At 53.9% G+C, this 26,118-nt stretch carries 25 protein-coding genes; 8 read left to right on the forward strand and 17 right to left on the reverse strand.

Annotated features, from left to right (window positions below; translation table 11 throughout):
* Positions 1-66 precede the first annotated feature (66 nt).
* Complete coding sequence (gene gmhB / locus O3S68_RS18730) at positions 67-633, reverse strand: D-glycero-beta-D-manno-heptose 1,7-bisphosphate 7-phosphatase (RefSeq protein WP_269232198.1); 567 nt, start codon at positions 631-633, stop codon at positions 67-69.
* Positions 634-822: 189 nt separating this feature from the next.
* On the opposite strand from gmhB, the gene metN reads away from it, so the two are divergent.
* From metN to proS, 6 genes are all read left to right on the forward strand, one after another.
* The gene (metN, locus tag O3S68_RS18735) at positions 823-1,854 is read left to right on the forward strand and encodes a methionine ABC transporter ATP-binding protein MetN (RefSeq protein ID WP_269232199.1); all 1,032 of its coding nucleotides are present in this window, start codon (positions 823-825) and stop codon (positions 1,852-1,854) included.
* Entirely contained in the window at positions 1,847-2,500 is a 654-nt protein-coding gene (locus O3S68_RS18740) for a methionine ABC transporter permease MetI (RefSeq protein WP_017458024.1), read from the forward strand. The genes metN and O3S68_RS18740 overlap by 8 nt, the downstream gene beginning before the upstream one ends.
* Positions 2,501-2,542: 42 nt before the next feature.
* Positions 2,543-3,358, forward strand: coding sequence for a methionine ABC transporter substrate-binding lipoprotein MetQ (metQ, locus tag O3S68_RS18745; protein ID WP_269232200.1), 816 nt, complete (start codon positions 2,543-2,545; stop codon positions 3,356-3,358).
* Between the two features lie 108 nt (positions 3,359-3,466).
* Positions 3,467-3,871: an Rcs stress response system protein RcsF gene (gene rcsF, locus O3S68_RS18750; protein ID WP_020456626.1), complete on the forward strand. Its 405-nt coding sequence runs from the start codon at positions 3,467-3,469 to the stop codon at positions 3,869-3,871.
* Positions 3,868-4,575, forward strand: a complete 708-nt coding sequence (tsaA, locus tag O3S68_RS18755) for a tRNA (N6-threonylcarbamoyladenosine(37)-N6)-methyltransferase TrmO (protein ID WP_020456625.1) — start codon at positions 3,868-3,870, stop codon at positions 4,573-4,575. The genes rcsF and tsaA overlap by 4 nt, the downstream gene beginning before the upstream one ends.
* Positions 4,576-4,687: 112 nt before the next feature.
* Positions 4,688-6,406, forward strand: a complete 1,719-nt coding sequence (proS, locus tag O3S68_RS18760; RefSeq protein WP_020456624.1) for a proline--tRNA ligase — start codon at positions 4,688-4,690, stop codon at positions 6,404-6,406.
* Between the two features lie 207 nt (positions 6,407-6,613).
* On the opposite strand, the gene nlpE is transcribed toward proS, so the two are convergent.
* Genes nlpE through O3S68_RS18775 form a run of 3 tightly spaced genes read right to left on the reverse strand, consistent with a single transcriptional unit; the run spans position 6,614 to position 8,312 of the window.
* Positions 6,614-7,309, reverse strand: coding sequence for an envelope stress response activation lipoprotein NlpE (nlpE, locus tag O3S68_RS18765; RefSeq protein WP_269232201.1), 696 nt, complete (start codon positions 7,307-7,309; stop codon positions 6,614-6,616).
* Between the two features lie 35 nt (positions 7,310-7,344).
* Complete coding sequence (gene arfB, locus O3S68_RS18770) at positions 7,345-7,767, reverse strand: alternative ribosome rescue aminoacyl-tRNA hydrolase ArfB (protein ID WP_020456622.1); 423 nt, start codon at positions 7,765-7,767, stop codon at positions 7,345-7,347.
* A complete protein-coding gene (locus O3S68_RS18775; protein ID WP_269232202.1) occupies positions 7,764-8,312 on the reverse strand; it encodes a YaeQ family protein in 549 nt (182 codons plus the stop codon). The genes arfB and O3S68_RS18775 overlap by 4 nt, the downstream gene beginning before the upstream one ends.
* Before the next feature lie 195 nt (positions 8,313-8,507).
* Here O3S68_RS18775 and O3S68_RS18780 point away from each other — a divergent pair, with 195 nt between their 5' ends.
* Positions 8,508-8,708, forward strand: a complete 201-nt coding sequence (locus tag O3S68_RS18780) for a YaeP family protein (RefSeq protein WP_017458016.1) — start codon at positions 8,508-8,510, stop codon at positions 8,706-8,708.
* The gene (rof, locus tag O3S68_RS18785) at positions 8,695-8,955 is read left to right on the forward strand and encodes a Rho-binding antiterminator (RefSeq protein WP_017458015.1); all 261 of its coding nucleotides are present in this window, start codon (positions 8,695-8,697) and stop codon (positions 8,953-8,955) included. The genes O3S68_RS18780 and rof overlap by 14 nt, the downstream gene beginning before the upstream one ends.
* 27 nt (positions 8,956-8,982) lie before the next feature.
* Here rof and tilS read toward each other — a convergent pair whose 3' ends face one another.
* The 13 genes from tilS to rseP form a co-directional block, all read right to left on the reverse strand.
* The gene (gene tilS / locus O3S68_RS18790) at positions 8,983-10,278 is read right to left on the reverse strand and encodes a tRNA lysidine(34) synthetase TilS (RefSeq protein WP_269232203.1); all 1,296 of its coding nucleotides are present in this window, start codon (positions 10,276-10,278) and stop codon (positions 8,983-8,985) included.
* Between the two features lie 62 nt (positions 10,279-10,340).
* Positions 10,341-10,730, reverse strand: coding sequence for a VOC family protein (locus O3S68_RS18795; RefSeq protein WP_020456619.1), 390 nt, complete (start codon positions 10,728-10,730; stop codon positions 10,341-10,343).
* A gap of 57 nt (positions 10,731-10,787) precedes the next feature.
* Complete coding sequence (locus O3S68_RS18800) at positions 10,788-12,926, reverse strand: lysine decarboxylase LdcC (protein WP_020456618.1); 2,139 nt, start codon at positions 12,924-12,926, stop codon at positions 10,788-10,790.
* Positions 12,927-13,025: 99 nt separating this feature from the next.
* Positions 13,026-13,985, reverse strand: coding sequence for an acetyl-CoA carboxylase carboxyl transferase subunit alpha (gene accA / locus O3S68_RS18805; RefSeq protein ID WP_269232204.1), 960 nt, complete (start codon positions 13,983-13,985; stop codon positions 13,026-13,028).
* A gap of 12 nt (positions 13,986-13,997) precedes the next feature.
* A complete protein-coding gene (gene dnaE / locus O3S68_RS18810; protein ID WP_269232205.1) occupies positions 13,998-17,480 on the reverse strand; it encodes a DNA polymerase III subunit alpha in 3,483 nt (1,160 codons plus the stop codon).
* Between the two features lie 39 nt (positions 17,481-17,519).
* Complete coding sequence (gene rnhB, locus O3S68_RS18815; RefSeq protein ID WP_269232206.1) at positions 17,520-18,116, reverse strand: ribonuclease HII; 597 nt, start codon at positions 18,114-18,116, stop codon at positions 17,520-17,522.
* The gene (gene lpxB / locus O3S68_RS18820; RefSeq protein ID WP_269232207.1) at positions 18,113-19,261 is read right to left on the reverse strand and encodes a lipid-A-disaccharide synthase; all 1,149 of its coding nucleotides are present in this window, start codon (positions 19,259-19,261) and stop codon (positions 18,113-18,115) included. Before lpxB ends, rnhB begins: the two co-directional genes overlap by 4 nt.
* On the reverse strand, positions 19,261-20,049 hold the full coding sequence (lpxA, locus tag O3S68_RS18825) for an acyl-ACP--UDP-N-acetylglucosamine O-acyltransferase (RefSeq protein ID WP_045512028.1): 789 nt from the start codon (positions 20,047-20,049) through the stop codon (positions 19,261-19,263). The genes lpxB and lpxA overlap by 1 nt, the downstream gene beginning before the upstream one ends.
* A 3-nt stretch (positions 20,050-20,052) precedes the next feature.
* The gene (gene fabZ, locus O3S68_RS18830; protein WP_017458006.1) at positions 20,053-20,508 is read right to left on the reverse strand and encodes a 3-hydroxyacyl-ACP dehydratase FabZ; all 456 of its coding nucleotides are present in this window, start codon (positions 20,506-20,508) and stop codon (positions 20,053-20,055) included.
* Positions 20,509-20,669: 161 nt separating this feature from the next.
* The gene (gene lpxD / locus O3S68_RS18835; protein ID WP_020456612.1) at positions 20,670-21,698 is read right to left on the reverse strand and encodes a UDP-3-O-(3-hydroxymyristoyl)glucosamine N-acyltransferase; all 1,029 of its coding nucleotides are present in this window, start codon (positions 21,696-21,698) and stop codon (positions 20,670-20,672) included.
* A gap of 3 nt (positions 21,699-21,701) precedes the next feature.
* Positions 21,702-22,196: a molecular chaperone Skp gene (gene skp, locus O3S68_RS18840; protein ID WP_020456611.1), complete on the reverse strand. Its 495-nt coding sequence runs from the start codon at positions 22,194-22,196 to the stop codon at positions 21,702-21,704.
* A gap of 117 nt (positions 22,197-22,313) precedes the next feature.
* Positions 22,314-24,731, reverse strand: coding sequence for an outer membrane protein assembly factor BamA (bamA, locus tag O3S68_RS18845; protein WP_020456610.1), 2,418 nt, complete (start codon positions 24,729-24,731; stop codon positions 22,314-22,316).
* A 31-nt stretch (positions 24,732-24,762) separates the two neighbouring features.
* Positions 24,763-26,112 carry a sigma E protease regulator RseP gene (rseP, locus tag O3S68_RS18850; protein WP_269232208.1) on the reverse strand — a complete coding sequence of 450 codons (1,350 nt, stop codon included), beginning with the start codon at positions 26,110-26,112 and terminating at the stop codon, positions 24,763-24,765.
* Positions 26,113-26,118 lie beyond the last annotated feature (6 nt).

Here is a 26,118-nt window from a genome sequence, read left to right on the forward strand (position 1 = left end):
CCCGAGCTGAATGACAAGCGGAAAAACACATTTTTATTTCAACCGCTCATCTTTTCGTCATAAAGGCTATTTTTGGTGCTTTTTGATGGCTGCTGGCAGCTCCGCAAGGCTATTAATCACCCAATCGGCGCTATTTTCAGCTTCCGGCGTGACGGGTTTCCCGGTGCGTACCAGTACTTTTGTTCCTACTTGTGCAGCAGATGCCGCCTGCATATCTTCCAGCTTATCGCCAACCATATAAGAAGCGGCCATATCAATGTGCAGAAAATCGCGCGCCGAGATGAGCATGCCCGGGTGCGGTTTACGACAGTCACAAACCTGACGGAACTCTTCTACTGTTCCCTGCGGGTGATGTGGACAATAGTAGATGCCATCCAAATCAACGCCGCGATCGGCTAAAGACCAGTCCATCCATTCGGTTAACGTTTCAAACTGCGCCTCGGTGAATTTGCCGCGTGCAATACCAGACTGGTTAGTCACCAGCACCAACGCATAACCCATTTCTTTCAGTTCGCGCATGGCGTCAATAACACCTTCAATAAATTCAAATTCGTCGATCTCATGAACGTAGCCGTGATCAACATTAATAGTGCCATCACGATCAAGAAAAATAGCGGGTACAGACTTTGCCACGGGTTTGCTCCTGAAAAAGGCATATGTCCTTAGTATCTCATGTTTCGCTACACAGGAAAGTGCTCATCGTTGATGAGTGACATTGATTTAGACGTCTGGATGCCTTACCATCCGCTCTGTTTACGGCTGAAAGTCGTAACAGGCAGAAGAAAATGCCACGGCTAACTCTCATACGATAAAAATAATCTAATGATTAAACTTTCGAATATCACCAAAGTGTTCCAGCAAGGGAACCGTACGATTCAGGCGCTGTACAACGTAAGCCTGCACGTTCCAGCTGGTCAAATTTATGGCGTTATTGGCGCGTCAGGGGCGGGGAAAAGTACGCTTATCCGCTGCGTCAACTTACTTGAACGTCCATCACAGGGCAGCGTTCTGGTTGACGGCCAGGATCTGACGCAGTTGTCAGAGGCGGAATTAACCAAAGCGCGCCGCCAAATTGGCATGATCTTCCAGCACTTTAACCTGCTCTCTTCGCGAACCGTTTTCGGTAACGTTGCTTTACCGCTGGAGCTGGATAACACCTCGCGCGACGACATCAATCGCCGGGTAACAGAACTTCTCGATCTGGTAGGTCTGGCAGATAAGCACGACAGCTACCCGGCCAATCTTTCCGGCGGGCAAAAACAGCGCGTCGCCATTGCTCGAGCGCTGGCCAGCAACCCGAAAGTGTTGTTATGTGATGAAGCCACCAGCGCACTGGATCCGGCAACCACACGTTCTATTCTTGAATTGCTCAAAGACATTAACCGTCGCCTCGGGCTAACTATCCTGCTCATTACGCATGAAATGGATGTGGTAAAACGCATTTGTGATTGCGTGGCGGTAATCAGCAACGGCGAACTGATTGAGCAGGATACGGTGAGCGAAGTGTTCTCCCATCCGAAAACACCGCTGGCGCAGCAGTTTATCCAGTCCACCCTGCACCTCGACATTCCGGAAGATTACCTGCAACGCTTACAGGCGCAGCCGCAAACGGACAGCGTACCGATGCTGCGAATGGAGTTTACCGGTCAATCCGTCGATGCCCCGCTGCTGTCGGAAACGGCGCGTCGTTTTAACGTGAACAACAATATTATTAGCGCGCAGATGGATTACGCGGGCGGCGTGAAGTTCGGCATTATGCTGACCGAAATGCACGGCACCCCGGAGGATACCCAGGCCGCAATCGCCTGGCTGCAAGAACACCACGTAAAAGTAGAGGTACTCGGTTATGTCTGAGGCAATGATGTGGCTTTTTGCCCGCAGCATCTGGGAAACGTTATTTATGACCTTTGCTTCAGGCTTGCTGGGTTTTATCGTCGGGCTGCCGTTTGGCGTGCTGCTATATGTGACGCGTCCGGGTCAAATCATGCAAAACCCCGGGCTGTATCGCGTGATTTCCGCGCTGGTGAATATTTTCCGATCCATCCCATTTATCATTTTGCTGGTGTGGATGATTCCTTTCACCCGCGTGATTGTTGGTACATCTATTGGTCTGTATGCCGTCATCGTTCCACTGACAGTAGGCGCCGCGCCGTTTATTGCCCGCATGGTAGAAAATACTCTACTGGAGCTGCCAGCGGGTCTGATTGAGGCATCACGCGCCATGGGCGCAACGCCAATGCAGATCATCCGCAAAGTTCTGCTGCCGGAAGCGCTGCCGGGGCTGATTAACGCGGCGACCATTACGCTGATTACCCTGGTGGGTTACTCAGCGATGGGCGGTGCCGTTGGTGCGGGTGGTTTAGGTCAGTTGGGTATCCAATACGGCTATGTGACCTACAATCCATTAGTGATGAATACCGTACTGATATTGCTCGTGGTTCTGGTTTACTTAATTCAGTTCGCTGGCGATCGTATCGTCCGGGCTGTGACGCATAAATAACGTTACACACAACATAACGACTCAGATAGAAAGGAAAATATCATGGCTTTTAAATTCAAGACCTTTGCAGCAGTTGGTGCTCTGCTGGGTTCTCTGGCGCTGGCTGGTTGCGGCCAGGACGAAAAAGATCCGAATCACATCAAAGTCGGTGTGATTGTGGGCGCCGAACAGCAAGTTGCTGAAGTCGCACAGAAAGTCGCAAAAGAGAAATATGGCCTGGACGTTGAGCTGGTTACCTTTAACGACTACGTGCTGCCGAACGAAGCGCTGAGTAAAGGCGACATTGACGCGAACGCCTTCCAGCATAAACCGTATCTGGATCAGCAGATAAAAGACCGTGGCTTCAAACTGGTTCCGGTCGGCAATACCTTCGTTTACCCGATCGCCGGCTACTCGAAAAAAATCAAAGCCCTGTCTGAGCTGCAGGATGGTTCTCAGGTAGCCGTTCCGAACGACCCAACCAACCTCGGCCGTTCCCTGCTGTTGTTGCAAAAACAAGGTCTTATCAAACTGAAAGATGGCGTGGGTCTGCTGCCAACCGTGCTGGATATCACCGAAAACACGAAAAACCTGAAAATTGTTGAACTGGAAGCCCCGCAACTGCCGCGTTCCCTGGACGATGCGCAGATTGCGCTGGCGGTCATCAACACCACTTACGCCAGCCAGATTGGCCTGACGCCGGAAAAAGACGGCATCTTCGTTGAAGATAAAGACTCCCCGTACGTCAACCTGATCGTTGCGCGTGAAGATAACAAAGACGCGGAAAACGTGAAGAAATTCGTCCAGGCTTACCAGTCTGACGAAGTCAGCGAAGCGGCAAATAAAGTCTTCAACGGCGGCGCAGTGAAAGGCTGGTAATCTCCTCAGTCTGTAATATCATTCAAGGCGGGCGCAAGCCCGCCTTGTCATTTGTGCACGCGCCTGATTCAATAAGCGGCGTTAAGAAAATTACTTCGAGGATATATTATGCGTGCTTTACCGATCTGTTTATTAGCACTCATGTTAAGTGGCTGCTCCTTGCTAAGCAGATCTCCTGTCGAACCTGTAAAAAGCACCGCTGCGGCGCCAAAAGTAGAACCGGAGAAACCGAAAGTCACGCGCCCTGTCCCTGTACGGGTCATTACGGATGCCACCGAGCTGGTCGGTAAACCGTTCCGCGATCTGGGCGAAGTTACCGGTGAATCCTGCCAGGCCAGCAATCAGGACTCTCCGCCGAATATTCCTACCGCGCGTAAACGCATGCAAATCAATGCATCTAAGCTGAAAGCTAACGCGGTTCTGCAGCACAGCTGCGAAGTGACCAGCGGCACGCCGGGTTGCTACCGTCAGGCGGTTTGCGTAGGTTCTGCACTGAATATCTCATCCAAATGAGTACATTTGCTTTCGAGCAAATCGGCGTTATCCGCTCACCGTATAAAGAGAAGTTTGCCGTACCGCGCCAGCCAGGTCTGGTGAAACACGGCGGCGGCGAACTTCACTTGCTTCCTCCTTATAACCAGCCCGATGCCGTGCGTGGCCTTGAAGAGTTCAGCCACCTGTGGGTGCTTTTCGTGTTTCATCAAACGATGGAAGGCGGCTGGCGACCAACCGTGCGCCCGCCCCGGCTGGGAGGAAACGCGAGAATGGGGGTTTTCGCCACGCGTTCAACCTTTCGGCCTAACCCGATCGGCATGTCGCTGGTTGAGTTGCACGGCATCCGCTGCCAGAAAGATCAGGTGATTTTACAACTTGGCAGTCTTGATCTGGTCGATGGCACGCCGGTGGTGGATATCAAGCCCTATTTGCCGTTTGCTGAAGCCTTGCCCGATGCGCAAGCTAGCTACGCGCAACAGGCACCTTCTGCTGATGTAGCCGTCACTTTTACGCCGGATGTCGAAGCGCAGCTTAGTGGGCTTGAAAAACGCTACCCGCATTTCAAAACCTTTCTGTGCGAAGTGCTGGCGCAGGATCCGCGCCCAGCTTATAAGAAAGGGGAAGAGCAGGGAAAAACCTACGCCGTCTGGCTGTTGGATTTTAACGTGCGCTGGCGCGTAACCGATGGCGGCTTTGAAGTGTTTGCGCTCGAAGCGCGCTAATTTTATCCCCCTCTCTTTTGGCATCTCTGCCAGGCTGATAAACTAAACCACTTTTTTCTGTGTCAGGCCTGTCTTAGGCCTGTTCCGATTGTCCAAATGGAACCGTAACAACATGCGTACTAGCCAATACTTGCTCTCCACTCTGAAGGAGACGCCTGCCGACGCCGAAGTCATCAGCCACCAGCTGATGCTGCGCGCCGGGATGATCCGCAAACTGGCCTCCGGGTTATACACCTGGCTGCCAACCGGTTTGCGCGTTCTGAAAAAAGTCGAAAACATCGTGCGTGAAGAGATGAATAACGCCGGTGCGATTGAGGTGTCCATGCCAGTAGTGCAGCCCGCCGACCTGTGGCAGGAAAGCGGCCGCTGGGAGCAATATGGCCCGGAACTGCTGCGTTTTGTCGATCGCGGCGATCGTCCGTTTGTCCTCGGCCCAACGCATGAAGAAGTGATCACCGACCTGATTCGTAACGAGCTGAACTCGTACAAGCAGTTGCCGCTGAACTTCTTCCAGATCCAGACCAAGTTCCGTGATGAAGTGCGCCCGCGTTTTGGCGTCATGCGCTCACGCGAATTCCTGATGAAAGATGCCTACTCTTTCCATACATCTCAGGAATCGTTGCAGGAGACGTACGATGCAATGTACGCCGCCTACAGCAAAATCTTCAGCCGTATGGGTCTGGATTTCCGCGCCGTACAGGCAGATACCGGCTCGATCGGCGGTAGCGCCTCGCACGAATTCCAGGTGCTGGCGCAGAGCGGTGAAGACGATGTGATCTTCTCTGACTCCTCCGATTTTGCCGCCAACATTGAGTTTGCCGAAGCGCTGGCACCAAAAGAGCCGCGCGCCGCGGCAACGCAGGAAATGACGCTGGTTGACACACCGAACGCCAAAACCATCGCTGAGCTGGTTGAGCAGTTCAACCTGCCGATTGAAAAAACCGTGAAAACCCTGCTGGTTAAAGCGGTTGAAGGCAGCAGCTCCCCGCTGGTTGCGCTGCTGGTGCGCGGCGATCATGAGCTGAACGAAGTTAAAGCGGAAAAACTGCCGCAGGTTGCCGCGCCGTTGACCTTCGCCACCGAAGCGGAAATCCGCGCGGTAGTGAATGCAGGCCCGGGCTCGCTCGGCCCGGTGAACATGCCGGTTCCGGTTGTGATTGACCGTACCGTTGCGGCGATGAGCGATTTTTCTGCTGGCGCGAATATCGATGGCAAACACTACTTCGGCATCAACTGGGATCGTGATGTAGCGACCCCGGAAGTGGCAGATATCCGTAATGTTGTTGCTGGCGATCCGAGCCCGGATGGCAAAGGTACGCTGCTTATCAAGCGCGGTATCGAAGTCGGTCACATCTTCCAGCTGGGCACCAAGTACTCCCAGGCGCTGAACGCCGCCGTGCAGGGCGAAGATGGTCGTAACCAGATCCTGACCATGGGTTGCTACGGTATTGGTGTAACGCGTGTTGTGGCTGCGGCCATTGAGCAGAACAACGACGAGCGCGGGATCATCTGGCCTGACGCCATTGCGCCGTTCCAGGTCGCGCTGCTGCCAATGAACATGCACAAATCTTATCGCGTGCAGGAACTGGCGGAGAAACTCTACGCCGAGCTGCGTGCGCAGGGTATTGAAGTGCTGATGGACGATCGTAAAGAGCGCCCGGGTGTGATGTTTGCCGATATGGAACTGATCGGTATCCCGCATACGGTGGTAATTGGCGATCGTAACCTCGACAACGACGATATCGAATATAAATACCGTCGCAATGGCGAGAAGCAACTGATCAAAACCGGGGATATCCTCGATTATCTGGTCAAAGCCATCAAAGGCTAAGCGCTCCAACAAAACGCCCCGCAATGCGGGGCTTTTTTATAACTACCGAAATACCACGTGACGGGCATCTGGTTTTGGCGCTGCCTTATTATTACTGGGTTTAAATCAAGCATGATCAACAGAGGTTTCATTTTAAGCGCAGGTTTCGCATGCCCTTCACGCTAATCATGCCGCCTTCTGTGAAGGCGGATTTTGCGCTGCTAATGCTTAATCATCACAGCCTTTATTGGGGCTAAACTTACCGCGTTTATTCGTCACCAGCACTTTCTGCGCCGCACCGGTGTCGGGGTTTGGCTCAACGGTGAAATGCCCTTCGACCACCAGCAGAATCGGTTTGGTTTCTGTTCCGCGCGCTGCCGCATAGTCGCGCTCAAGCTGCGCATTGCTGGCAACGGTTACCTTCTTGCCGGTTGCACAATCGGTAAATACTGCCGCATCAGCCATATACATATACATGCCGCGCATCGCCATTGGCGTTGCCGGTAGCGCGGCTTTTACTGGCTGTAACGTGTAATTGAGCTGAGAAGTGATGGGATTGCCTTGCTGGTCCAGCATCTCCAGCGCATCGCCTTTGGCGCGGAAAAAGGTTTTATCACCGTGCGTATCAGTGAGGATCAGTTTATCCGCCGTGCGCGCCCAGTTACCATACGTGGCAAACACCGAGGGCGCTTTTCCTCCCTGATAGCGCTGGTTCATCACCCAGCTCCCGTCTTTCTCCAGAAACAGAGAGGTTTCAATCCCTTCGCAATCCGCGCAGGGCAAAACACCGCGCCAGCTTTGCTGCATCGGTTTCAATTCTTCAACTTGTGTTGGCTGTACCGTCTCAACATCGCCACGGTTGTTACATCCGAAAAGCGCAAAGAGCGTACACCCCGCCAGCACCGCTAAAATCGCTTTTTTCACACCCAATTCCTTATGCCCGATTCTGTTATTACCCGTCAGCCTTCATGACCCCGAACTTTACCGCGTAGCGCTTTTACCGACGACTTTTGCGCCTTGCCCGATAACCGGCGCTCTTTCGATGCGCGGGTTGGGCGCGTTGCCCGACGGCTCTTTTGCACGACAGTTAATTCTTTAATTAACGCCACCAGGCGAGCGATTGCTGCTTCGCGGTTCATCTCCTGGCTGCGATATTCCTGTGCTTTTATCACCACCCAGCCTTCGCTGCTAATCAGATGGTGCGACGCCTCCAGTAAACGCGCTTTGTAATACTCTGGCAGGCTTGAAGCCCGGATGTCAAAACGCAGGTGGATCGCCGTTGAGCTCTTATTGACATGCTGACCGCCCGCGCCCTGCGCACGCACCGCCGTGATTTCCAGCTCTTCGTCAGCAATGGCGACCGAACGGGAGATCTCAATCATTGCGGCTGCTGCCAGGCTTCAAGGTGGATCTCCAGATTCTGGCTCTCAGCCGATAACCAGATAGCGCCATCCTGTAACGTCGCTTGCAGCGTCATGGTACGATCGCTGGCAAACGCGCTCAACCCGGCCAGTTGCACATCATCCAGATACCAGATGCTCAGATTGCTAAATGCCGCGCAGCGCGACTGGTTCTGCTGCCACCAGATCTGCGCCGCGCGTGAATTATAGGTAAAAAGCGCCACTTCTTTCGCCTGTGAGCAGGCTTTCTTCAGCCGTTTTTCCTCCGGCAGCCCCAGCTCAATCCACAGATCGATACCCAGATAATCATTGCGTAGCCACAGTTCCGGTTCATCGTCAGCACTGAGACCGCGGGTAAATTGCAGGCGTTCATCCGCATATTTCATCCACGCCAGCAGGCGCAGCATCATGCGTTCTTGCGTCTCAGAAGGATGGCGAGCCAGCGTCAGCGTTGCATCTAAAAACTGATTACGATCCAAATCGGCAACGTTCACCGTCGCTTTATAAATTGTCGCTTTTAATGCCATGTCACCGCTCCTTCATAAAATGGTCGCTATTGTAGCGAATATAAGCATAAAGCGCTGTTATCTCTTGTCGCAGTGGATATTCATCGCCCTGATAATGATGAATAAGCTGTGGTATAGTCACCTTGCTAAACAGAGTTTAACTTCGTAGGCTTAGTGTTATCTCACAGTAAAGTCAGGTTGCTGACAGGAGGTGATGTGAACAATTATTGTGAGTTAGTACGCAGACGTTATGCGGAAATCGCCAGCGGAGATTTAGGGTATATCCCGGATGCGCTGGGGTGCGTGTTGAAAGTGCTGAATGAAATGGCGTCGGATGACACCCTTTCAGAGTCGGTCAGGGAAAAGGCGGCGTATGCTGCCGCGAACTTACTGGTGAGCGATTATGTCAATGAATGATGCCTATCAACCCATCAACTGTGATGACTATGACAACCTTGAACTCGCCTGCCAGCATCATCTTTTATTGAAGCTGGAAATGAAAGACGGCGAGGTGCTCAGCGCCAAAGCCAACGATTTAGTCTCACGTAAAAATGTGGAGTATCTGGTGGTTGATGTCGCAGGCGCCGCGCGCGAACTGCGTCTCGATAAAATTGCCAGCTTCAGCCATCCTGAAATCGGCACCGTTGTGGTGAGCGAGTCCTGACATTTTGCGGGCAGCGCCTGTTGCCCGTTATCTTCGCCACGCCAGCCGTACGCCTTTTTGCTCCGCGCTTTTCGCCCCTTCTCGCGTAACGAATAACCCCGCCGCCGCCATCAACGTTTCACCATAAAACAGCAGCGGCGTGGTATCGCGCCGCCAGGGCGCCACGCCAAGTTCCTGCCAGATTTTCTTCAGCTTGCGCCCGCCGCTGCGCCCGACGATATGCAACATACCGGGTGCCTGAAAGCGGATCGAAACCGCCTCATCAGCGTTGGGGGGGCGAATTTCCCCCCCCGCCACTAGCGACAGCTCACCAAGACCCGCCGGTAATGTTAGCGGCTCGAAAGGTGCCAGCCACGGCAGTTGCGTATCACGCTGGCTTTCAATGGCGCGGATCCACCACAAGCACGACTGATAGCGACGCACCTCGAACTCACCAAGTTGCAGACACGGTGAGGCATCTTCTCGCGCCAGCGCCACTTCCTGCCACAAGCGATCAAGCATGGCGCGTGACGGCATGACCGCGCCGCGCTGCGCCAGCCAGCGACGCAGCAGCGCCCGACGGCGCGCATCGCTTAGCGTATAAAGAGGGACAAGCTCCAGCGCCCCTTCAGCCGTCGTCGCCGCATCAAGTTCCGCCGCCAGTAGCTCATCAAGTAACTGCTCTTGCTCGCCACACAGCGCGGCACTTCGCGCAACAGCGTCGGCGAAATGTGGCCAGCGCGCCGCCAGCACCGGTAAAACCTGCAAGCGTAAAAAATTGCGATCGAAGCTGGTGTCGGCGTTACTTTCATCCTCAATCCATGACAGCGCATGGTGAAGCGCCCACTGGTGCAGCTCATCGCGAGTTTGTGTCAGTAAGGGTCGAATAAGCTGAGTGCCGGCAAAAGGCATACTTTCGGGCATGGCCGCCAGCCCGGCAGGCCCGCTGCCGCGTTTTAACGCCAGCAGGAACGTTTCACACTGATCGTCCAGATGCTGAGCCGTTACCAGCACGTCACCGGGCAGCAGTGCCTCCGCAAATGCCTGATAACGCGCGTTGCGCGCCTGCGCTTCAATCCCTTCCCCGGTGTTCACCAGTTGAACGCGAACGACGCTGAGCGGGATCTGCCAGCGCGCGCAAATATCCTCACAATGCTCCGCCCAGGCGTCGGCGTGCGGGCTAAGCCCGTGGTGAATATGAATGGCGCGCAGTTTGAGTTCGGGAAATTGCTGACGCCAAAGCATCAATTTATGCAGCAGGACGGTTGAATCCAGCCCACCGCTAAACGCCACCAGAAACTGGCGCGATGTGGTCGGCATTGATGCAAAAAAGGGCGTGGTCATAGCGATTATCAAAACGGAGTAATGCCCGGCACGTTACCGGGCATTAGCGGAAGTGGCAAGTATTACTGCTGGTAAAGCTCGAGCGGCAGGCCATCAGGATCGGTAAAGAAAGTGAAGCGTTTATCGGTGTAAGGATCGATGCGGATCTCTTCGCACTGCACACCGTGAGCCGCCAGATGCGCCACCGCCTTGTCGATGTCATCAACGCTAAACGCCAGATGGCGCAGCCCGCAGGCTTCTGGTCGGCTTGGGCGCGCAGGCGGGAACGGGAAAGAAAACAGCTCAATCACATACTGGCCGTTCAGCGCCAGGTCGCCTTTCCATGAATCACGTGCTTCGCGATAGACCTCGCTTTGCAGCGTAAACCCGAGGATATCGCAGTAAAACGCTTTGCTCTTCGCGTAGTCCGTAGCAATGATGGCAATATGATGAACCTGTTTTAAACCCAGCATAGTCTCTCCTTTTTTGATGCCAGAACGTTACGCCTGCCGGTGTTTGCCCGCAATAGCTCAGCGGTTTTTTAGGACTCGTACCCGATAAACGCCCTCTTCGTCCCGCTTCGCGCCATGAATATCCGTCTCAAAACCGGGATAGTGGCGGCCAATAGCGCAAAGCATCAGCAGGAAATCCAGCACGGCTCTGCTCGCTTCGGTGATCATTTCACCGGGCATCACCAGCGGCACGCCTGGCGGATAAGGCAGGATCATATTCGCCGAGATTCGCCCTATCAGTCGCTCAAGCTCAATGGTTTCCACCTCGCCCTGAATTTGCCGCTGCCAGGCCTGGTGCGGCGTCAGTTTCATTTCCGGTAATACATCAAACGCTTGCAGCATTAAACGTGGAAGATCGTGCTGGCGGATGAGCTTATGGATCCCCTGCGCCAGATCCTGAATGCGCATATTGCGGTAGAAATCCGGATCTTCGGCGTAGAGATCCGGCAGCATATTCTTCACGCGCAGATTCAGATCGTAGGCGCGTTTAAACTCCATCAATCCGCGCAGCAACCCCATCGCGCGGGTTTTATCAATGCCAATACTGAATAAGAACAGCAGGTTATATGGCCCGGTTTTCTCGACTACAACGCCGCGCTCATCGAGGAACTTCGCCACCAGCGCCGCCGGGATCCCCTCGTCGCTCATGTTCCCCAGCTCGTCCATCCCCGGCGTCAGGATGGTCACTTTAACCGGATCGAGAAACATATGGTCGGCATCCGCATCGCGAAAACCGTGCCATGCTTCACCGGGCGCAACCGGCCAGCAGTCCGCCTCTTCAATCTCTTCTGGCTGCCAGATATCAAAGAACCAGCCATCGGCTTCATCTTTCAGCCGCTGAACTTCTTTACGGAAATGCAGCGCGCGCTCGACGGAACGGTTAATCAGACGTTTGCCGGGATTACCGCGCAGCATCGCAGCCGCCGTTTCGATGGAGGCCACCAGCGGGTAACTCGGCGAGGTGGTGGTGTGCATCATAAATGCTTCGTTAAAGGTGTCTTCATCATATTCACCTTTAATATGAATCAGCGATGCCTGTGAAAATGCCGCCAGCATTTTGTGCGTCGACTGGGTTTCAAAGAACACTTTTCCCGGCACCCGCTCGCCGCTCATGCCGCTTTTCCCGGCGTAAATCGGGTGGAAATTGGTATAAGGAACCCAGGCAGAATCGAAGTGGATCGACGGCACATCAAGCGTCTTTTTGATCCAGTCAGTGTTATACAACAGTCCGTCATAAGTGGAGTTGGTGATCACCGCATGTACCGGCCAGCGTGCGCCCGCTGTTTTTGCAACCTTCTGTTCGATGCTGGCATGGGTAAATTCACGACGAGGGATCCCACCCAGAATCCCCAGCGCATTGCGCCCGGGTTTCAGCCATAGCGGCGTAACGTCGCTCATCATCAGCAGATGTGCCAGTGACTTATGGCAGTTACGATCAATCAACAATGTGCTGCCGGCCGGTGCGGCATACATGCCGACGATTTTATTCGAGGTGGAGGTGCCGTTGGTCACCATGTAGCTCTGCTCCGCGCCAAAGGTGCGGGCGATATACTCTTCGGCTTCCAGATGCGGGCCTGTGTGATCCAGTAACGAGCCCAGCTCCGTGACCGAAATAGAGACATCTGCTTTTAACGTATTGCCACCGAAAAAATCGTAAAACAGGCAGCCAACCGGGCTTTTCTGATAAGCTGTGCCCGCCATATGCCCCGGTGTACAAAAGGTATATTTGCCTTCTTTAACGTAGGTAAACAGCGCGCGGGTAAACGGCGGCGTGATGGTTTCGAGATACTCGCGGGTGTACTGACCGATACGCGTAGCAATATCCTCGGACACACCCAGCGCATACTCGAAAAACCACAGCGCCATGCGCATATCCTGGATGCTGACGTCCATCGTCGAGTGAGTATTGATAAAGGCGTACAGCGGGAGATATTCGTTAAGCTGATTGATTTCGCTGCACAGATCGAGGGAGTACTCATCCCAGTCAAAGATAACGCCGCAGATGCGCGGGTTGTGTTCGATAAATTTCAGTAAGTCGGTGCTGTTTTGCGGCCAGATAAGTTGAAAGCCCTGGGCCTGTAATGCCTGCTCCAGCTCCTTAATTGGCTCATCTTTATAGAAAACGCCATGTGGTCCCATGATGGCAATAATATTCACGGCTACCTCCGTTAAAAACCTTAGCTAAGCATAGTTGAGGTAAACGGCAGGTATAAAAAAAGCCGCACAGCGGTGCGGCTTTTCAGAGTGGGATGAGGATCAGGCGTAGCCGTAGCTCATCAGACGCTGGTAACGGCGGTTACGCAGATCGTCTTTGCTCAGCACATCCAAATCGGCCAGATCGGCCAGCAGTTGTGCTTTCAGCGACGCCGCCATCGCTTCCGGGTTACGATGAGCACCGCCCAGCGGTTCCGAAATGATCGAGTCGATCAGTTTCAGTTCTTTCAGACGCGGGGCGATAATCCCCATCGCTTCGGCAGCCAGCGGCGCTTTATCGGCGCTTTTCCACAGAATCGATGCGCAACCTTCCGGGGAGATAACAGAATAGGTGCTGTATTGCAGCATATTCACTTTATCGCCCACACCAATCGCCAGTGCGCCGCCGGAGCCGCCTTCGCCGATCACGGTGCAGATAACCGGCACACTCAGGCGGGACATTTCACGCAGGTTACGCGCGATCGCTTCAGACTGACCACGCTCTTCCGCGCCCACGCCCGGATAAGCCCCCGGCGTGTCGATAAAGGTAATGATCGGCATGTTGAAGCGTTCTGCCATTTCCATCAGGCGCAGCGCTTTGCGATACCCTTCCGGTGCCGGCATACCGAAGTTACGGCGGATTTTTTCTTTGGTTTCACGGCCTTTCTGGTGGCCGATGATCATCACCGGACGCCCATCCAGACGCGCGATACCGCCAACAATGGCTTTATCGTCAGCGTAAGCACGATCGCCAGCCAGTTCGTCGAACTCGTCGAAAGCCAGGCGGACATAATCCAGGGTGTATGGACGCAGCGGATGGCGAGCCAACTGCGCGACCTGCCATGCGCCAAGATCGGCGAAAATTTTACGTGTCAGCTCAACGCTTTTCTCACGCAGACGATGCACTTCTTCGTCGATGTTAATATCCAGTTTTTCATCCTGACGGCCAACGGCGGTCAGAGAATCGATTTTCGCTTCCAGCTCAGCAATCGGCTGTTCGAAATCAAGGAAATTCAGACTCATAGTATTCCTGTATTAGTCAAACTCCAGTTCCACCTGCTCCGAACCTATGAGGCCACGCAGATCGTTGAGTAAACGATCGCTCGGAGAGACGCGCCACGTTGCGCCGAAGCGTAATCGCGCGCGCGCATCCGTCCTCTGATAGTAGAGATGTACTGGAATGGTTCCCGAACGGTGGGGTTCCAGAGACTGACGGAGTCGGTTTAAAAGCTGGTCATCAATTTGCCTGTCCGTCAGCGAGATAGCAAGCCCACGGGCATATTTTTCCCGGGCTTCGTCAATGTCCATCACTTCGCGGGCGGTCATTTTAAGCCCCCCACTGAAGTCATCAAAGCTGACCTGTCCGCTGACGATAAGTATGCGGTCTTTTTCCAGCAGTTGCTGGTATTTATCCAGGGCGTCAGTGAACAACATCACTTCAAGACGCCCGGAACGGTCATCCAGGGTACAGATGCCGATACGATTGCCGCGCTTGGTGACCATAACCCGCGCGGCAATGACGAGCCCCGCCGCCGTGGTCACTTTCCCACGTTCGGTCGGATGCATGTCTTTCAGCCGGTAGCCTCCGACATAGCGCTCAATTTCTTTTAAATACTGGTTAATCGGGTGACCTGTCAGGTACAACCCTAACGTTTCACGCTCGCCATCCAGCACCACCTGTTCCGGCCACGGCTGGCAACTGGCGTAGGACTGCTCGATCTGCTCCGGCTCTTCTGCCAGCACGCCAAACATATCCGCCTGCCCAATCGCCTCGGCTTTTGAGTGCTGGTCGGCGGCTTTCAGCGCATCGCCCAGCGCGTTCATTAGCGCAGCGCGATGCGGGCCAAGGCGATCAAACGCCCCGGACATAATTAGCTTTTCCAGTACCCGACGATTGAGTTTTTTGATGTCGGTACGGGCGCAAAGATCAAACAATTCGCGAAAGTAGCCACCGTTGTTGCGCGCTTCAATGATCGCCTCGATCGGGCCTTCCCCCACGCCTTTGATCGCGCCGATGCCGTAAACAATTTCGCCATCGTCATTAACGTGGAAATGGTACAGACCCGAGTTGATATCCGGCGGCAGAATTTTCAGCCCCATGCGCCAGCACTCATCGACCAGGCCAACCACTTTCTCGGTGTTGTCCATATCGGCAGTCATTACCGCCGCCATAAACTCGGCCGGATAGTGCGCCTTCAGCCACAGCGTCTGGTACGACACCAAAGCATAGGCGGCAGAGTGCGATTTGTTAAATCCGTAACCGGCGAATTTTTCCACCAGGTCGAAGATTTTCATCGCCAGTTCGCCGTCGATACCGTTTTTCTTCGCGCCATCTTCAAAAATCGAGCGCTGCTTGGCCATCTCTTCCGGCTTTTTCTTACCCATCGCACGGCGCAGCATATCTGCGCCGCCAAGGGTGTAACCCGAAAGCACCTGCGCAATCTGCATCACCTGTTCCTGATACAAGATGATGCCATAGGTTGGCTCCAGCACCGGCTTCAGGCTCTCGTGCTGCCACTGAACATCCGGGTAGGAGATCTCTTCACGCCCGTGTTTACGGTCGATAAAGTTATCCACCATGCCTGATTGCAGCGGACCCGGACGGAACAGCGCCACCAGAGCGATCATATCTTCGAAGCAGTCAGGCTGCAGGCGTTTGATCAGGTCTTTCATGCCGCGGGATTCAAGCTGGAAAACCGCCGTGGTTTCCGAGCGTTGCAGCATGTCGAAACTTTTCTTGTCATCCAGCGGAATAGCGGCGATGTCCAGCGGCGGCTCGCCGTTATTCTCGCGCCGGGCGTTAATCATCTCCAGCGCCCAGTTAATGATGGTCAGCGTACGCAGCCCGAGGAAGTCGAACTTCACCAGGCCCGCATATTCCACGTCGTTTTTATCGAACTGGGTAACCGGATGCTGACCGGCTTCATCACAATACAGCGGCGCAAAGTCGGTAATTTTGGTTGGCGCGATAACCACACCACCGGCGTGTTTCCCGGCGTTTCGCGTCACCCCTTCCAGCTTGCGCGCCATATCGATCAGCGCTTTGACCTCTTCGTCGGCTTCGTAAATTTCTGGCAGTTGCGGCTCGGCTTCAAACGCTTTGGCCAGCGTCATGCCCGGATCCGGTGGCACCAGTTTTGAAATTCGGTCGACAAAGCCATACGGGTGGCCAAGCACGCGGCCAACGTCGCGGATAACCGCTTTCGCCGCCATGGTACCAAAGGTGATGATCTGCGATACCGCATCGCGCCCGTACATATCCGCCACGTGCTCGATAACCTGGTCGCGTTTTTCCATGCAGAAATCGACGTCGAAGTCAGGCATCGACACACGTTCCGGGTTAAGGAAACGTTCGAACAGCAGGTCAAACTCCAGCGGATCGAGGTCAGTAATTTTCAGCGCATACGCCACCAGCGAACCCGCACCGGAACCACGTCCCGGCCCTACCGGCACGCCGTTGTCTTTCGACCACTGGATAAATTCCATCACGATGAGGAAGTAGCCCGGGAACCCCATCTGGTTGATAACCTGGAGTTCAATATCGAGACGTTCATCGTAAGGCGGGCGCTTTTCGGCGCGCACGTTTTCATCCGGGAAGAGGAATGCCAGTCGTTCTTCCAGACCCTCTTTGGATTTCGCCACGAGGAAATCCTCGGTGGTCATATCCCCCGTCGGGAACTGCGGCAGGAAATATTCGCCAAGACGAACGGTGACGTTACAGCGTTTGGCGATTTCGACCGTATTCTCCAGCGCTTCCGGGATATCCGAGAAGAGCTCGCACATCTCCTCTTCGCTGCGCATGTATTGCTGCGGCGAATAGTTACGCGGGCGTTTGGGATCGTCGAGGGTAAAACCGTCGTGGATCGCCACGCGGATCTCATGGGCGTCGAAGTCGTCGGCATCAATAAACCGCACATCGTTGGTCGCAACAACCGGCAAGTCATGCTCTTCTGCCAGTGCGACAGCGGCATGCAGGTAAGACTCTTCGTCCGCTCGCCCGGTACGGATCAGCTCCAGGTAGTAGCGATCGTGAAAATGGGTTTTATAGAACTCAAGACACTGCTCAACCAGTGCACTATTGCCGCGCAGCACGCTTTTACCCACGTCGCCCATGCGCCCGCCGGAAAGCAGAATCAGCCCTTCATTGAGCTCCAGCAGCCAGTCGCGGTCAATCCACGGGCCGAGCGCGCCATAACCACGCTGGTAGGCGCGCGAAATAAGCAGCGTCAGGTTTTGATAACCGGTGTTGTTGATAGCGAGAACGGTGAGCTGCGTCAGCTCGTCGCCAAGCAGATCGCTTTGCACATGAAAATCAGCACCGACGATAGGCTTCATCCCGGCACCGTGCGCCGTTCCGTAGAACTTCACCAGACCACACAGGTTGGTAAAATCGGTGATCGCCAGCGCAGGCATGCCGAGCGCGGCCGCCTTTTTCACCAGCGGTCCGGTTTTCGCCAGCCCGTCAATCATGGAATAGTCGCTATGCACCCGCAGGTGTACGAAACGTGGTTCAGCCATTTTTAGATCCCAGCCTGGTTTATTTCACGTACACAAGAATCAGCACGCAAGACCCAACGCGCGTTTGACCGGCGCAAAGCTGCGTCGGTGATGCTCGGTTGCGCCGTGCTCCGCCAGTCTCTCCAGATGGAAAGCCGTAGGATAGCCTTTATGCTGCGCAAAGCCATATTGCGGAAAAATGATATCGAGTTCGGCCATCTCCGCATCGCGGGTCACTTTGGCGAGAATCGACGCGGCGCTGATTTCTGCGACGCGGCTATCGCCTTTTACCACCGCCAGCGAAGGCATCGGCAAAACCGGACAACGATTACCGTCGATCAGCACGAACTCAGGCGCAATTGCCAGCCCGGCAACAGCGCGCTGCATAGCCAGCATGGTGGCATGCAAAATGTTCAACTCGTCAATTTCATGCGGTTCCGCGCGGCCCAGGCTCCAGGCCAGCGCCTTCTCTTTGATCTCATCGCAGAGCGACAAACGGCGTTTTTCGGATAATTTTTTAGAATCGTTCAGACCGATAATAGGACGTTCAGGATCGAGGATTACCGCCGCTGTTACTACCGCGCCCACCAGCGGGCCGCGACCGACTTCATCCACACCCGCGACCAAATGCGTATGCGGATAAACAAACTCTATCATTGTGCTAACTCCAGTACGGCGTCAGCCGCCTGTTCATCGGCATTGCAGCGAATCTGCAAATGCAATTCGCGGAAAATGTCGTGCATCTCGTGGCTGGTTTTGCCGTTGGCCAGTAAGGGTTCCAGCGCGGCAGCAAGCGCCCGGGGATTGCATTCATCCTGGAGCAACTCTTTAACCAGCTCACGCCCGGCAAGCAAGTTTGGCAGCGACACATAGGGCGTTTTTACCAGACGTTTTGCCAGCCAGAAAGTGAATGGCTTCATACGATAGCCAACTACCATCGGGCATTTCGCCAGCATGCACTCCAGCGCAGCGGTTCCCGAGGCCAGCAGCGCGGCGTCTGCGGCGATCATCGCTTCCCGCGCCTGGCCATCAAGCATATGCACCGGCAGCTCGGGTGCGACTTCCGCTTTAATGCGCTCAAACTGTTCACGCCGTTTCGCATTGACCAACGGCACAATCACTTCAAGATCGGGGTAGCGCTCACGCAGCAACTGGGCGGTGCGCAGGAAGTCCGCACTCAGCATTTCGACTTCCGCCCCGCGACTGCCCGGCAGTAAAGCCAGACAATGCACGTTATCAGCAATCCCAAGGTGCGCCCGCGCCGCGTTCTTATCGGGATCCAGCGGCATGGCATCCGCCATGGTATGGCCGATAAAACGGCACGGTACGTTAAATTTATCGTAAAACGCTTTTTCGAAAGGCAGAAACGCGAGCACCAGGTTGGTGGCTCTGCCGATTTTGAAAACGCGTTTTTGTCGCCACGCCCAGACGGACGGACTGACATAGTGGATGGTTTTAATACCCTGCTTTTTCAGATTGCCCTCGAGGGTAATATTGAAATCCGGCGCATCGATGCCGACAAAGACATCCGGTTTCAGTTCGCTAAAACGACGGGTTAAATCGGCGCGGATATTCAGCAGACGGCGCAAACGCCCCAGCACCTCAACGATGCCCATTACCGCCAGCTCTTCCATTTCATACCAGGCTTCGCAGCCTTCGGCCTGCATACGCGGCCCCGCGACGCCGACAAAACGAGCATTCGGCAGGCGAGCTCGCAGCGCGCGGATAAGACCGGCACCAAGAATATCGCCGGAGGTTTCTCCGGCGACGAGGGCTATCGTAAGAGGACGCGCGTCGATCATTAACGGATCAAACCACGTGTTGAGCGCTCAAAGAACTGCATAAATGCGTCAACTTCCGGGTGCTTCGCAGCAAGCTCAGCAATTTCCGGTTTCGCCTCTTCCAGCGTTTTACCGCTGCGGTACAGCAATTTGTACGCATTACGAATAGCCACTAACGCTTCTCTGCTAAAGCCGCGACGTTTCAGACCTTCAATGTTCACACCAAACGGTGTGGCATGGTTGCCCTGAGCGATCACGTAAGGCGGTACGTCCTGGGCAACGCCAGAACACCCGCCAACCATCACGTGCGCACCGATAATGCAGAACTGATGCACTGCGGTCATGCCGCCGATGATGGCAAAGTCGTCGACGGAAACATGCCCCGCCAGCGTCGCGTTATTTGCAAGGATACAGCGATTTCCAACCGTACAATCGTGCGCAATGTGTGCGTTGATCATCAGCAGGTTATCGCTGCCCACCTTCGTCAATCCACCACCCTGTACTGTGCCACGGTGGATGGTGACGCTTTCGCGGATGCGGTTGCGATCGCCAATTTCCACACGAGTCGGTTCACCAGCATATTTCAAATCCTGGTTCACCTCGCCGATGGAGGCGAACTGATAAATCTCGTTGTCACGACCAATGGTCGTATGACCATTCACCACGACGTGAGATTTCAGTACGGTACCCTCACCAATTTCAACGTGAGGTCCCACAATACAAAATGGGCCAATATGAGCGTTAGCACCAATAACGGCACCGTCTTCAACAATGGCAGTAGGATGAATAAAGGCGGTTTTATCAATCACGTATCAGGCCTCCCGGCTACGTGCACACATCATAGTAGCTTCACAAACAATTTTACCGTCTACCAGCGCAACCCCTTTAAAACGGGTCAGGCCACGGCGGGTTTTTTCGAAAGTGACTTCCATGATCATCTGATCGCCTGGCACAACAGGACGCTTAAAGCGCGCTTCGTCGATACCGGCGAAGTAATACAGCTCACCCGGCTCCAGTTTACCAACGCTTTTAAACGCCAGAATACCGGTTGCCTGCGCCATTGCTTCAAGAATCAGCACGCCCGGGAAAATCGGTTTGCCAGGGAAGTGCCCCTGGAAAAACGGCTCGTTTACCGAAACATTTTTGACTGCGCGCAGAAAACGACCTTCTTCAAAATCCAGCACGCGATCAACCAGTAAGAACGGGTAGCGGTGCGGCAGAAGCTCCAGGATCTCTTCAATGTGCAGAGTATGAGTGTCAGTAGTCAAAATACTCTTCCTGTCCAAATATACTAAAAGGCAATAATAACACGGCCCGCGGCAATCATAAGAATGCCAACAGGCCGGGAAGTATATACACTTTATTCTTCGAGGTGCAGAGGCTTTTCTGTCCCGCGAATTCTTCTGTGTACAAGCGTTATGCGGATGAATTATTCGTCTTGTTGATTAACCTTGCGCTCGATAGCTTTCAGGCGCTTGCTCATATCATCAATATTCATCACCAGGGCTGCGGTTTTTCGCCACACTTTGTTCGGTTGCAGCGGGATACCTGAGGAGTAAATACCCGGCTCAGTGATAGGACGCATGACCATCCCCATCCCCGTTACGGTAACCTTGTCGCAAATTTCCATGTGCCCGTTGATTACGCTGGCGCCGCCAATCATGCAATAGCGACCAATTTTTAAACTACCCGCCATGATGACGCCACCGGCAACCGCAGTATTGTCGCCAATCACAACGTTATGTGCAATCTGACACTGGTTATCAATGATGACGCCGTTACCAATGCAGGTATCATCCAGCGCACCACGATCGATGGTCGTACATGCACCGATCTCAACGTTGTTGCCGATAATAACGCGACCAAGCTGCGGGATTTTAACCCAGTTGCCACGATCGTTGGCATAGCCAAAGCCATCGGAACCTATCACCGTGCCGGATTGGATCAGGCAATTTTCACCGATCTCAATCTCATGGTAAATGGATACATTGGCCCACAGACGCGAACCCGCGCCAATTTTCGTATTTTTCCCAACGAAGCAACCCGGACCGATGACCACGTTATCGCCCAGGCTAACGCCAGATTCGATCACGGCGTTCGCGCCAATTGCTACGTTACTACCCAGCTGAGCCGTAGGATCAATCACTGCTCCAGGCGCGATGTTCTGCGCAGGCTGCGGCGTGGTATCAAGAATTTGCGCCATACGTGCGTAGGTCAGGTAAGGATTTTTTACGACCAGCGCAGCGCTGTTGGCAAAGGGAAGATCGTCCTGCGTCATTACAACGGCAGAGGCCTGACATGCGGTCAGGTGTTCACGGTACTTAGGATTGACCATGAAAGTGATGTGGCCCGCTACGGCAGATTGCATGGACGCAACGCCGGTGATGACGATATCGCCATCACCGTGTAGTTCTGCATCCAACTGCTGAGCTAAATCAGCCAGTCGAATTGAAGGCATTACTTATTTAACCTGTTTCAGTACATCAGCGGTGATGTCTTTTACATCGTTGCTGTTGTAAATAACGGCGTTGGAAGGAATAACCAGATCAACACCCTGATCAGAAGCCACTTTTTTCACTGCGGTCTGGATACGAGTCACCAGCTTGCCGCGTTCTTCATTAGAACGACGGGCCTGATCCTGCTCGAAAGCCTGCGCTTTTTGAGCGAATGCCTGGCGACCAGAAGTGATGTCTTTTTCCAGCTTGCTGCGATCGCTTGCCTTCATCGTGGAACCATCGCGCTGCAAACGCTGTGCTTTTGCTTGCAGGTCGGATTCCATGCTTTGCAGTTCGCTCGCGCGGCCGCCGAATTCGTTTTTCATGGTCTGAGAAACGCCGGAAGTCTGCGCAACCTGCTGCAGCAGGCTACCCATATCAACAATCGCAATTTTGTCAGCGGCCTGGGCTGACGCAGCCATTGCCAAACCGAAACCTGCAGCTAATAACAACTTTTTCACAATTAACTCCTTACCATCCCGTTTGTACCCGGAGGTACAGTTCTTTGCGTGGCCGGGCTTTCCATTGAAAGCCTCAACCATCACTACACTGCTGGTGCATTCCATTGCAGTACGGCGTTACCAGGTTTTACCGATGTTAAACTGGAACTGTTCCGCTTTGTCTCCATCGTACTTTTTAAACGGCTGGGCGTAGGAGAAAACCAACGGCCCCAATGGGGACATCCATTGTAATGCGATACCGGCAGACATGCGGATATTGCTCGGATCGCTATAATCCGGAATACCCAGCGCTTTCATCTGCGCGGTATTTTGCCAGTTTGTATCCCACACGCTACCCGCATCCCAGAAGAACGAGGTCCGCACAGAGTTGGCGTATTTATCACTGATAAACGGCGTTGGTGTAATCAGCTCGGCGCTGACAACGCCCATTGCGTTACCGCCCACCGCATCATTAGACTTACAGAGCGAGTCTGCAACGGTATTCTTACAGTTGCTTTGGTTGTTGCCACCGTAGTAAACCGCTTTCGGACCAATGTTGTTGGACTGGAAGCCACGCACAGTGCTGGAGCCACCTGCGTAGAAGTTCTCATAGAACGGCAGCTCTTTGCCACCTAAACCGTCACCGTAACCCCAACGTGTACGGCCTAAGACCACCCATTTGTGATCGTCGTCAATCGGGAAGTAAGACGCGGTATCGACAGTGACTTTGTAGAACTCGTTATCCGAGCCCGGAACCGTCACTTTACCGTTCAGGTTGACGCGTGAACCTTTCGTCGGGAAATAACCGCGGTCAAGGTTGTTATAAGTCCAGCCGTAGTTAAAGGTGAAATCATCCGCCGAATAACCGTTGCTGTCGTTCTGCGTGCTGGCATTCTGCCCCACGGAATCCAGGTAACGCCACATTGCCACCTGCGGTTCCATCTTCGACAGGCTGTTATGAACATAGCCTAAACCAGCGCGCAGCGTGTTGTATTCGTTGATCGGGAAACCGAGCGTACCATCAAGACCGTAGCTCTTGTTGGTATAGGACGACAGATCCGCATCGTCAGCTTTAAAGTCGTTATAGAAGATACGACCGCCAAGGCTCACGCCATCAACCGTAAAGTACGGGTTGGTAACGGAGAACTCGGAGTAGGTCTGGTAGTCGTTTTTGGTTCCGCTGATACCAACGGAATAACCGGTACCTAACCAGTTATCCTGCTGAACGCCAACCTGGAAGCTGACGCCGCTTTCGGTACCGTAGCCAACGCCGAAGTTGAAGCTACCGGTGTTACGCTCTTTCACCTTATAGACCACATCAACCTGGTCCGGGCTACCCGGGATACGCTGGGTTTCCGTATCGACAGTTTCAAAATAGCCCAGGCGGTTCAGACGCTCTTTACCCTGATCGACCAGATCGCTGCCCAGCCACGCACCTTCCATCTGACGCATTTCGCGACGCAGTACGGAATCTTTAGAGGTGTCGTTACCTTCAAAGCGGATCTTACGCACGTAGAAGCGGTTGCCAGCATCAACGTTGATATGCAGCTTAACCGTTTTGTCCGTGTCGTTGATTTCAGGCTGCGACTGAACGCGCGGGTAGGCGTAACCATAGCGACCGAGAAGCTTTTTAATGTCATCTTCCATTTTGGTCACTTTGGCGCCGTTATACAGCTCGCCCGGCTCGATTTTCGTCAGGCTTTCAATTTCCGCAGAGTGGCCTGCGAGATTACCGCTAACCTGCACACCAGAGAGTTTGTACTGATCGCCCTCGGTCACGTTAACAGTAATGTAGATGCCTTTTTTGTCCGGCGTCAGGCTAACCTGCGTCGAATCAATGTTGAAACGTGCGTAACCGCGATCCAGATAGTAGCTACGCAGCGTTTCCAGGTCGCCCGCCAGTTTCTGTTTCTGGTATTTACGATCGCCGACAACGTTCCACCACGGCACTTCATCACGCAGCTGGAATGTGGAGATCAGCTGTTCCGTCGTGAAGGCATGGTTGCCGACAATATTGATCTGTTGGATTTGCGCGGAAACGCCTTCCTGGAAGACCAGCTTCAGGTCAACGCGGTTACGCGGCAATGGGGTGACGACAGCTTTGACGCTGGCGCTGTACTTACCCACGCTGTAGTAGAAGTCTTCCAGCCCTTTTTCGATATCGGAGAGGGTGGTGCGATCCAGTGATTCACCCACACGGACGCCAGAAGCTTCAAGGTTCTGTTTCAGCATGTCATCTTTCACCGACTTGTTGCCGGAGAAGGTGATGCTGGCGATTGTCGGGCGTTCTTTCACCTGAACGAGGAGCGTATCACCATCACGCAGGACACGAACATCCTCGAAGTTGCCGGTGGCAAACAACGCGCGAATGGTGTTACTGATATCTTCATCATTCACCGTATCGCCAGGACGAACTGGCATACTGAGGAGGGCCGCACCAACGGCGACACGCTGTAGGCCTTCGAAATGAATATCCTTCACTACGAATCCATCAGCACCGTATACGGTGGCGCTGCTAAACAGCAGCGACGCTATGAGCAACTTTTTCATCGCCATCGTTATTATGCGTTCTTCCTAACAAACTCTCTTACAAGCGAGAGAAATCATTGAAAAGTGCAAGCCCCATTAACAGCACCAGCAAGATAGAGCCAATGCGATAACTAAAGTCTTGAACTCGCTCGGATACCGGTCCGCCCTTCAGCTTCTCAATCGCCAAAAACAGCAGATGCCCGCCATCAAGAACAGGCAGAGGGAACAGGTTAATGATGCCTAAGTTCACGCTGATCAAAGCGAGGAACATCAGGTAGTAAATCAACCCGAACTCCGCTGACATCCCAGCCCCCTGAGCGATAGAAATCGGCCCACTGAGGTTGTTCAGTTTTACATCACCGGTGATCAATTTCCCCAACATACTGACCGTTAGCTTCATCAACTGCCAGGTTTTATCCGTGGCTTCAACAATGGCGCTAAATGGCCCGTACTGGCGTACTGTTTTGTATTCATCTGGCAGAGGAATGACTTTGGGCACCACGCCCGCAAACCCTTCTGCCTTGCTACCGGGCTTTGTATCCGGTATCAACGTCAAAGACAAGGGAGCCCCTTGTCTTTCAACTTCCAGCGCTAACGACGTACCTGGGTTATCCCGTACCAGCGTAACGAACGTCATCCACTGCGTTAACTGCTGACCATCGACTTTAACGATCCTGTCGCCAGCTTGCAAACCCGCTTTGCTGGCAGCGGAACCGGGTTGCACCTCCGCAAGCACCGGTTCAAGCTGTGCCGCACGGGGACGGATCCCCAGCGACATAACCGGATCGTCTTTATCAGGCGCAAAGGCCCAGTGACGTAAATCCAGCACCTTATCCTGACGATTGTTACTGCCGAATGGCGCTACGCTGACGGTCGTCTGGCTATCGCCGATTTTAGACACCAACTGTAAACGCACAGCATCCCAATCAGGCGTTTCGATGCCATCAATCGCTTTAAGTTCCGTGCCAGGTGCAATTTGCGCGTTTGCAGCGATAGAGTTGGGCGTTATTTCACCAACAACCGGACGAACGCCAGGGACACCGATGATAAACACCAGCCAGTAAGCGAAGATGGCAAAGATAAAGTTAGCGATGGGACCGGCAGCGATAACGGCGGCACGCTGGCCGACCGTTTTATTATTGAAAGCGTAGTGGCGCATTTCCGGCGTAACCGCCTCAACGCGCTCATCCAGCATTTTGACATAACCGCCCAGGGGGATCAGGGCGACGACAAATTCGGTACCGTGTTTGTCGGTGCGACGCCAGAGCGCTTTACCAAAACCGATGGAAAAACGCTCAACCCGCACGCCACAGCGGCGAGCAACCCAGAAATGGCCAAATTCATGCACGGTGATCAATACACCAAGCGCAACAATGAACGCCGCCAGATTCCAGAGAATGCTCAGCATAAAACC

Origin of the sequence: Kosakonia sp. SOY2, assembly GCF_027109175.1 — a bacterium.
Taxonomy (GTDB): Bacteria; Pseudomonadota; Gammaproteobacteria; order Enterobacterales; family Enterobacteriaceae; genus Kosakonia.

Excerpts from the sequence above, each read along its gene's own strand:
- metN (WP_269232199.1), top strand. The coding sequence starts at position 823 with ATGATTAAACTTTCGAATATCACCAAAGTGTTCCAGCAAGGGAACCGT.
- O3S68_RS18740 (WP_017458024.1), top strand. The coding sequence starts at position 1,847 with ATGTCTGAGGCAATGATGTGGCTTTTTGCCCGCAGCATCTGGGAAACG.
- metQ (WP_269232200.1), top strand. The coding sequence starts at position 2,543 with ATGGCTTTTAAATTCAAGACCTTTGCAGCAGTTGGTGCTCTGCTGGGT.
- rcsF (WP_020456626.1), top strand. The coding sequence starts at position 3,467 with ATGCGTGCTTTACCGATCTGTTTATTAGCACTCATGTTAAGTGGCTGC.
- tsaA (WP_020456625.1), top strand. The coding sequence starts at position 3,868 with ATGAGTACATTTGCTTTCGAGCAAATCGGCGTTATCCGCTCACCGTAT.
- proS (WP_020456624.1), top strand. The coding sequence starts at position 4,688 with ATGCGTACTAGCCAATACTTGCTCTCCACTCTGAAGGAGACGCCTGCC.
- arfB (WP_020456622.1), bottom strand. The coding sequence starts at position 7,767 with ATGATTGAGATCTCCCGTTCGGTCGCCATTGCTGACGAAGAGCTGGAA.
- O3S68_RS18775 (WP_269232202.1), bottom strand. The coding sequence starts at position 8,312 with ATGGCATTAAAAGCGACAATTTATAAAGCGACGGTGAACGTTGCCGAT.
- rof (WP_017458015.1), top strand. The coding sequence starts at position 8,695 with ATGTCAATGAATGATGCCTATCAACCCATCAACTGTGATGACTATGAC.
- tilS (WP_269232203.1), bottom strand. The coding sequence starts at position 10,278 with ATGACCACGCCCTTTTTTGCATCAATGCCGACCACATCGCGCCAGTTT.
- O3S68_RS18795 (WP_020456619.1), bottom strand. The coding sequence starts at position 10,730 with ATGCTGGGTTTAAAACAGGTTCATCATATTGCCATCATTGCTACGGAC.
- accA (WP_269232204.1), bottom strand. The coding sequence starts at position 13,985 with ATGAGTCTGAATTTCCTTGATTTCGAACAGCCGATTGCTGAGCTGGAA.
- dnaE (WP_269232205.1), bottom strand. The coding sequence starts at position 17,480 with ATGGCTGAACCACGTTTCGTACACCTGCGGGTGCATAGCGACTATTCC.
- rnhB (WP_269232206.1), bottom strand. The coding sequence starts at position 18,116 with ATGATAGAGTTTGTTTATCCGCATACGCATTTGGTCGCGGGTGTGGAT.
- lpxB (WP_269232207.1), bottom strand. The coding sequence starts at position 19,261 with ATGATCGACGCGCGTCCTCTTACGATAGCCCTCGTCGCCGGAGAAACC.
- lpxD (WP_020456612.1), bottom strand. The coding sequence starts at position 21,698 with ATGCCTTCAATTCGACTGGCTGATTTAGCTCAGCAGTTGGATGCAGAA.
- bamA (WP_020456610.1), bottom strand. The coding sequence starts at position 24,731 with ATGGCGATGAAAAAGTTGCTCATAGCGTCGCTGCTGTTTAGCAGCGCC.
- rseP (WP_269232208.1), bottom strand. The coding sequence starts at position 26,112 with ATGCTGAGCATTCTCTGGAATCTGGCGGCGTTCATTGTTGCGCTTGGT.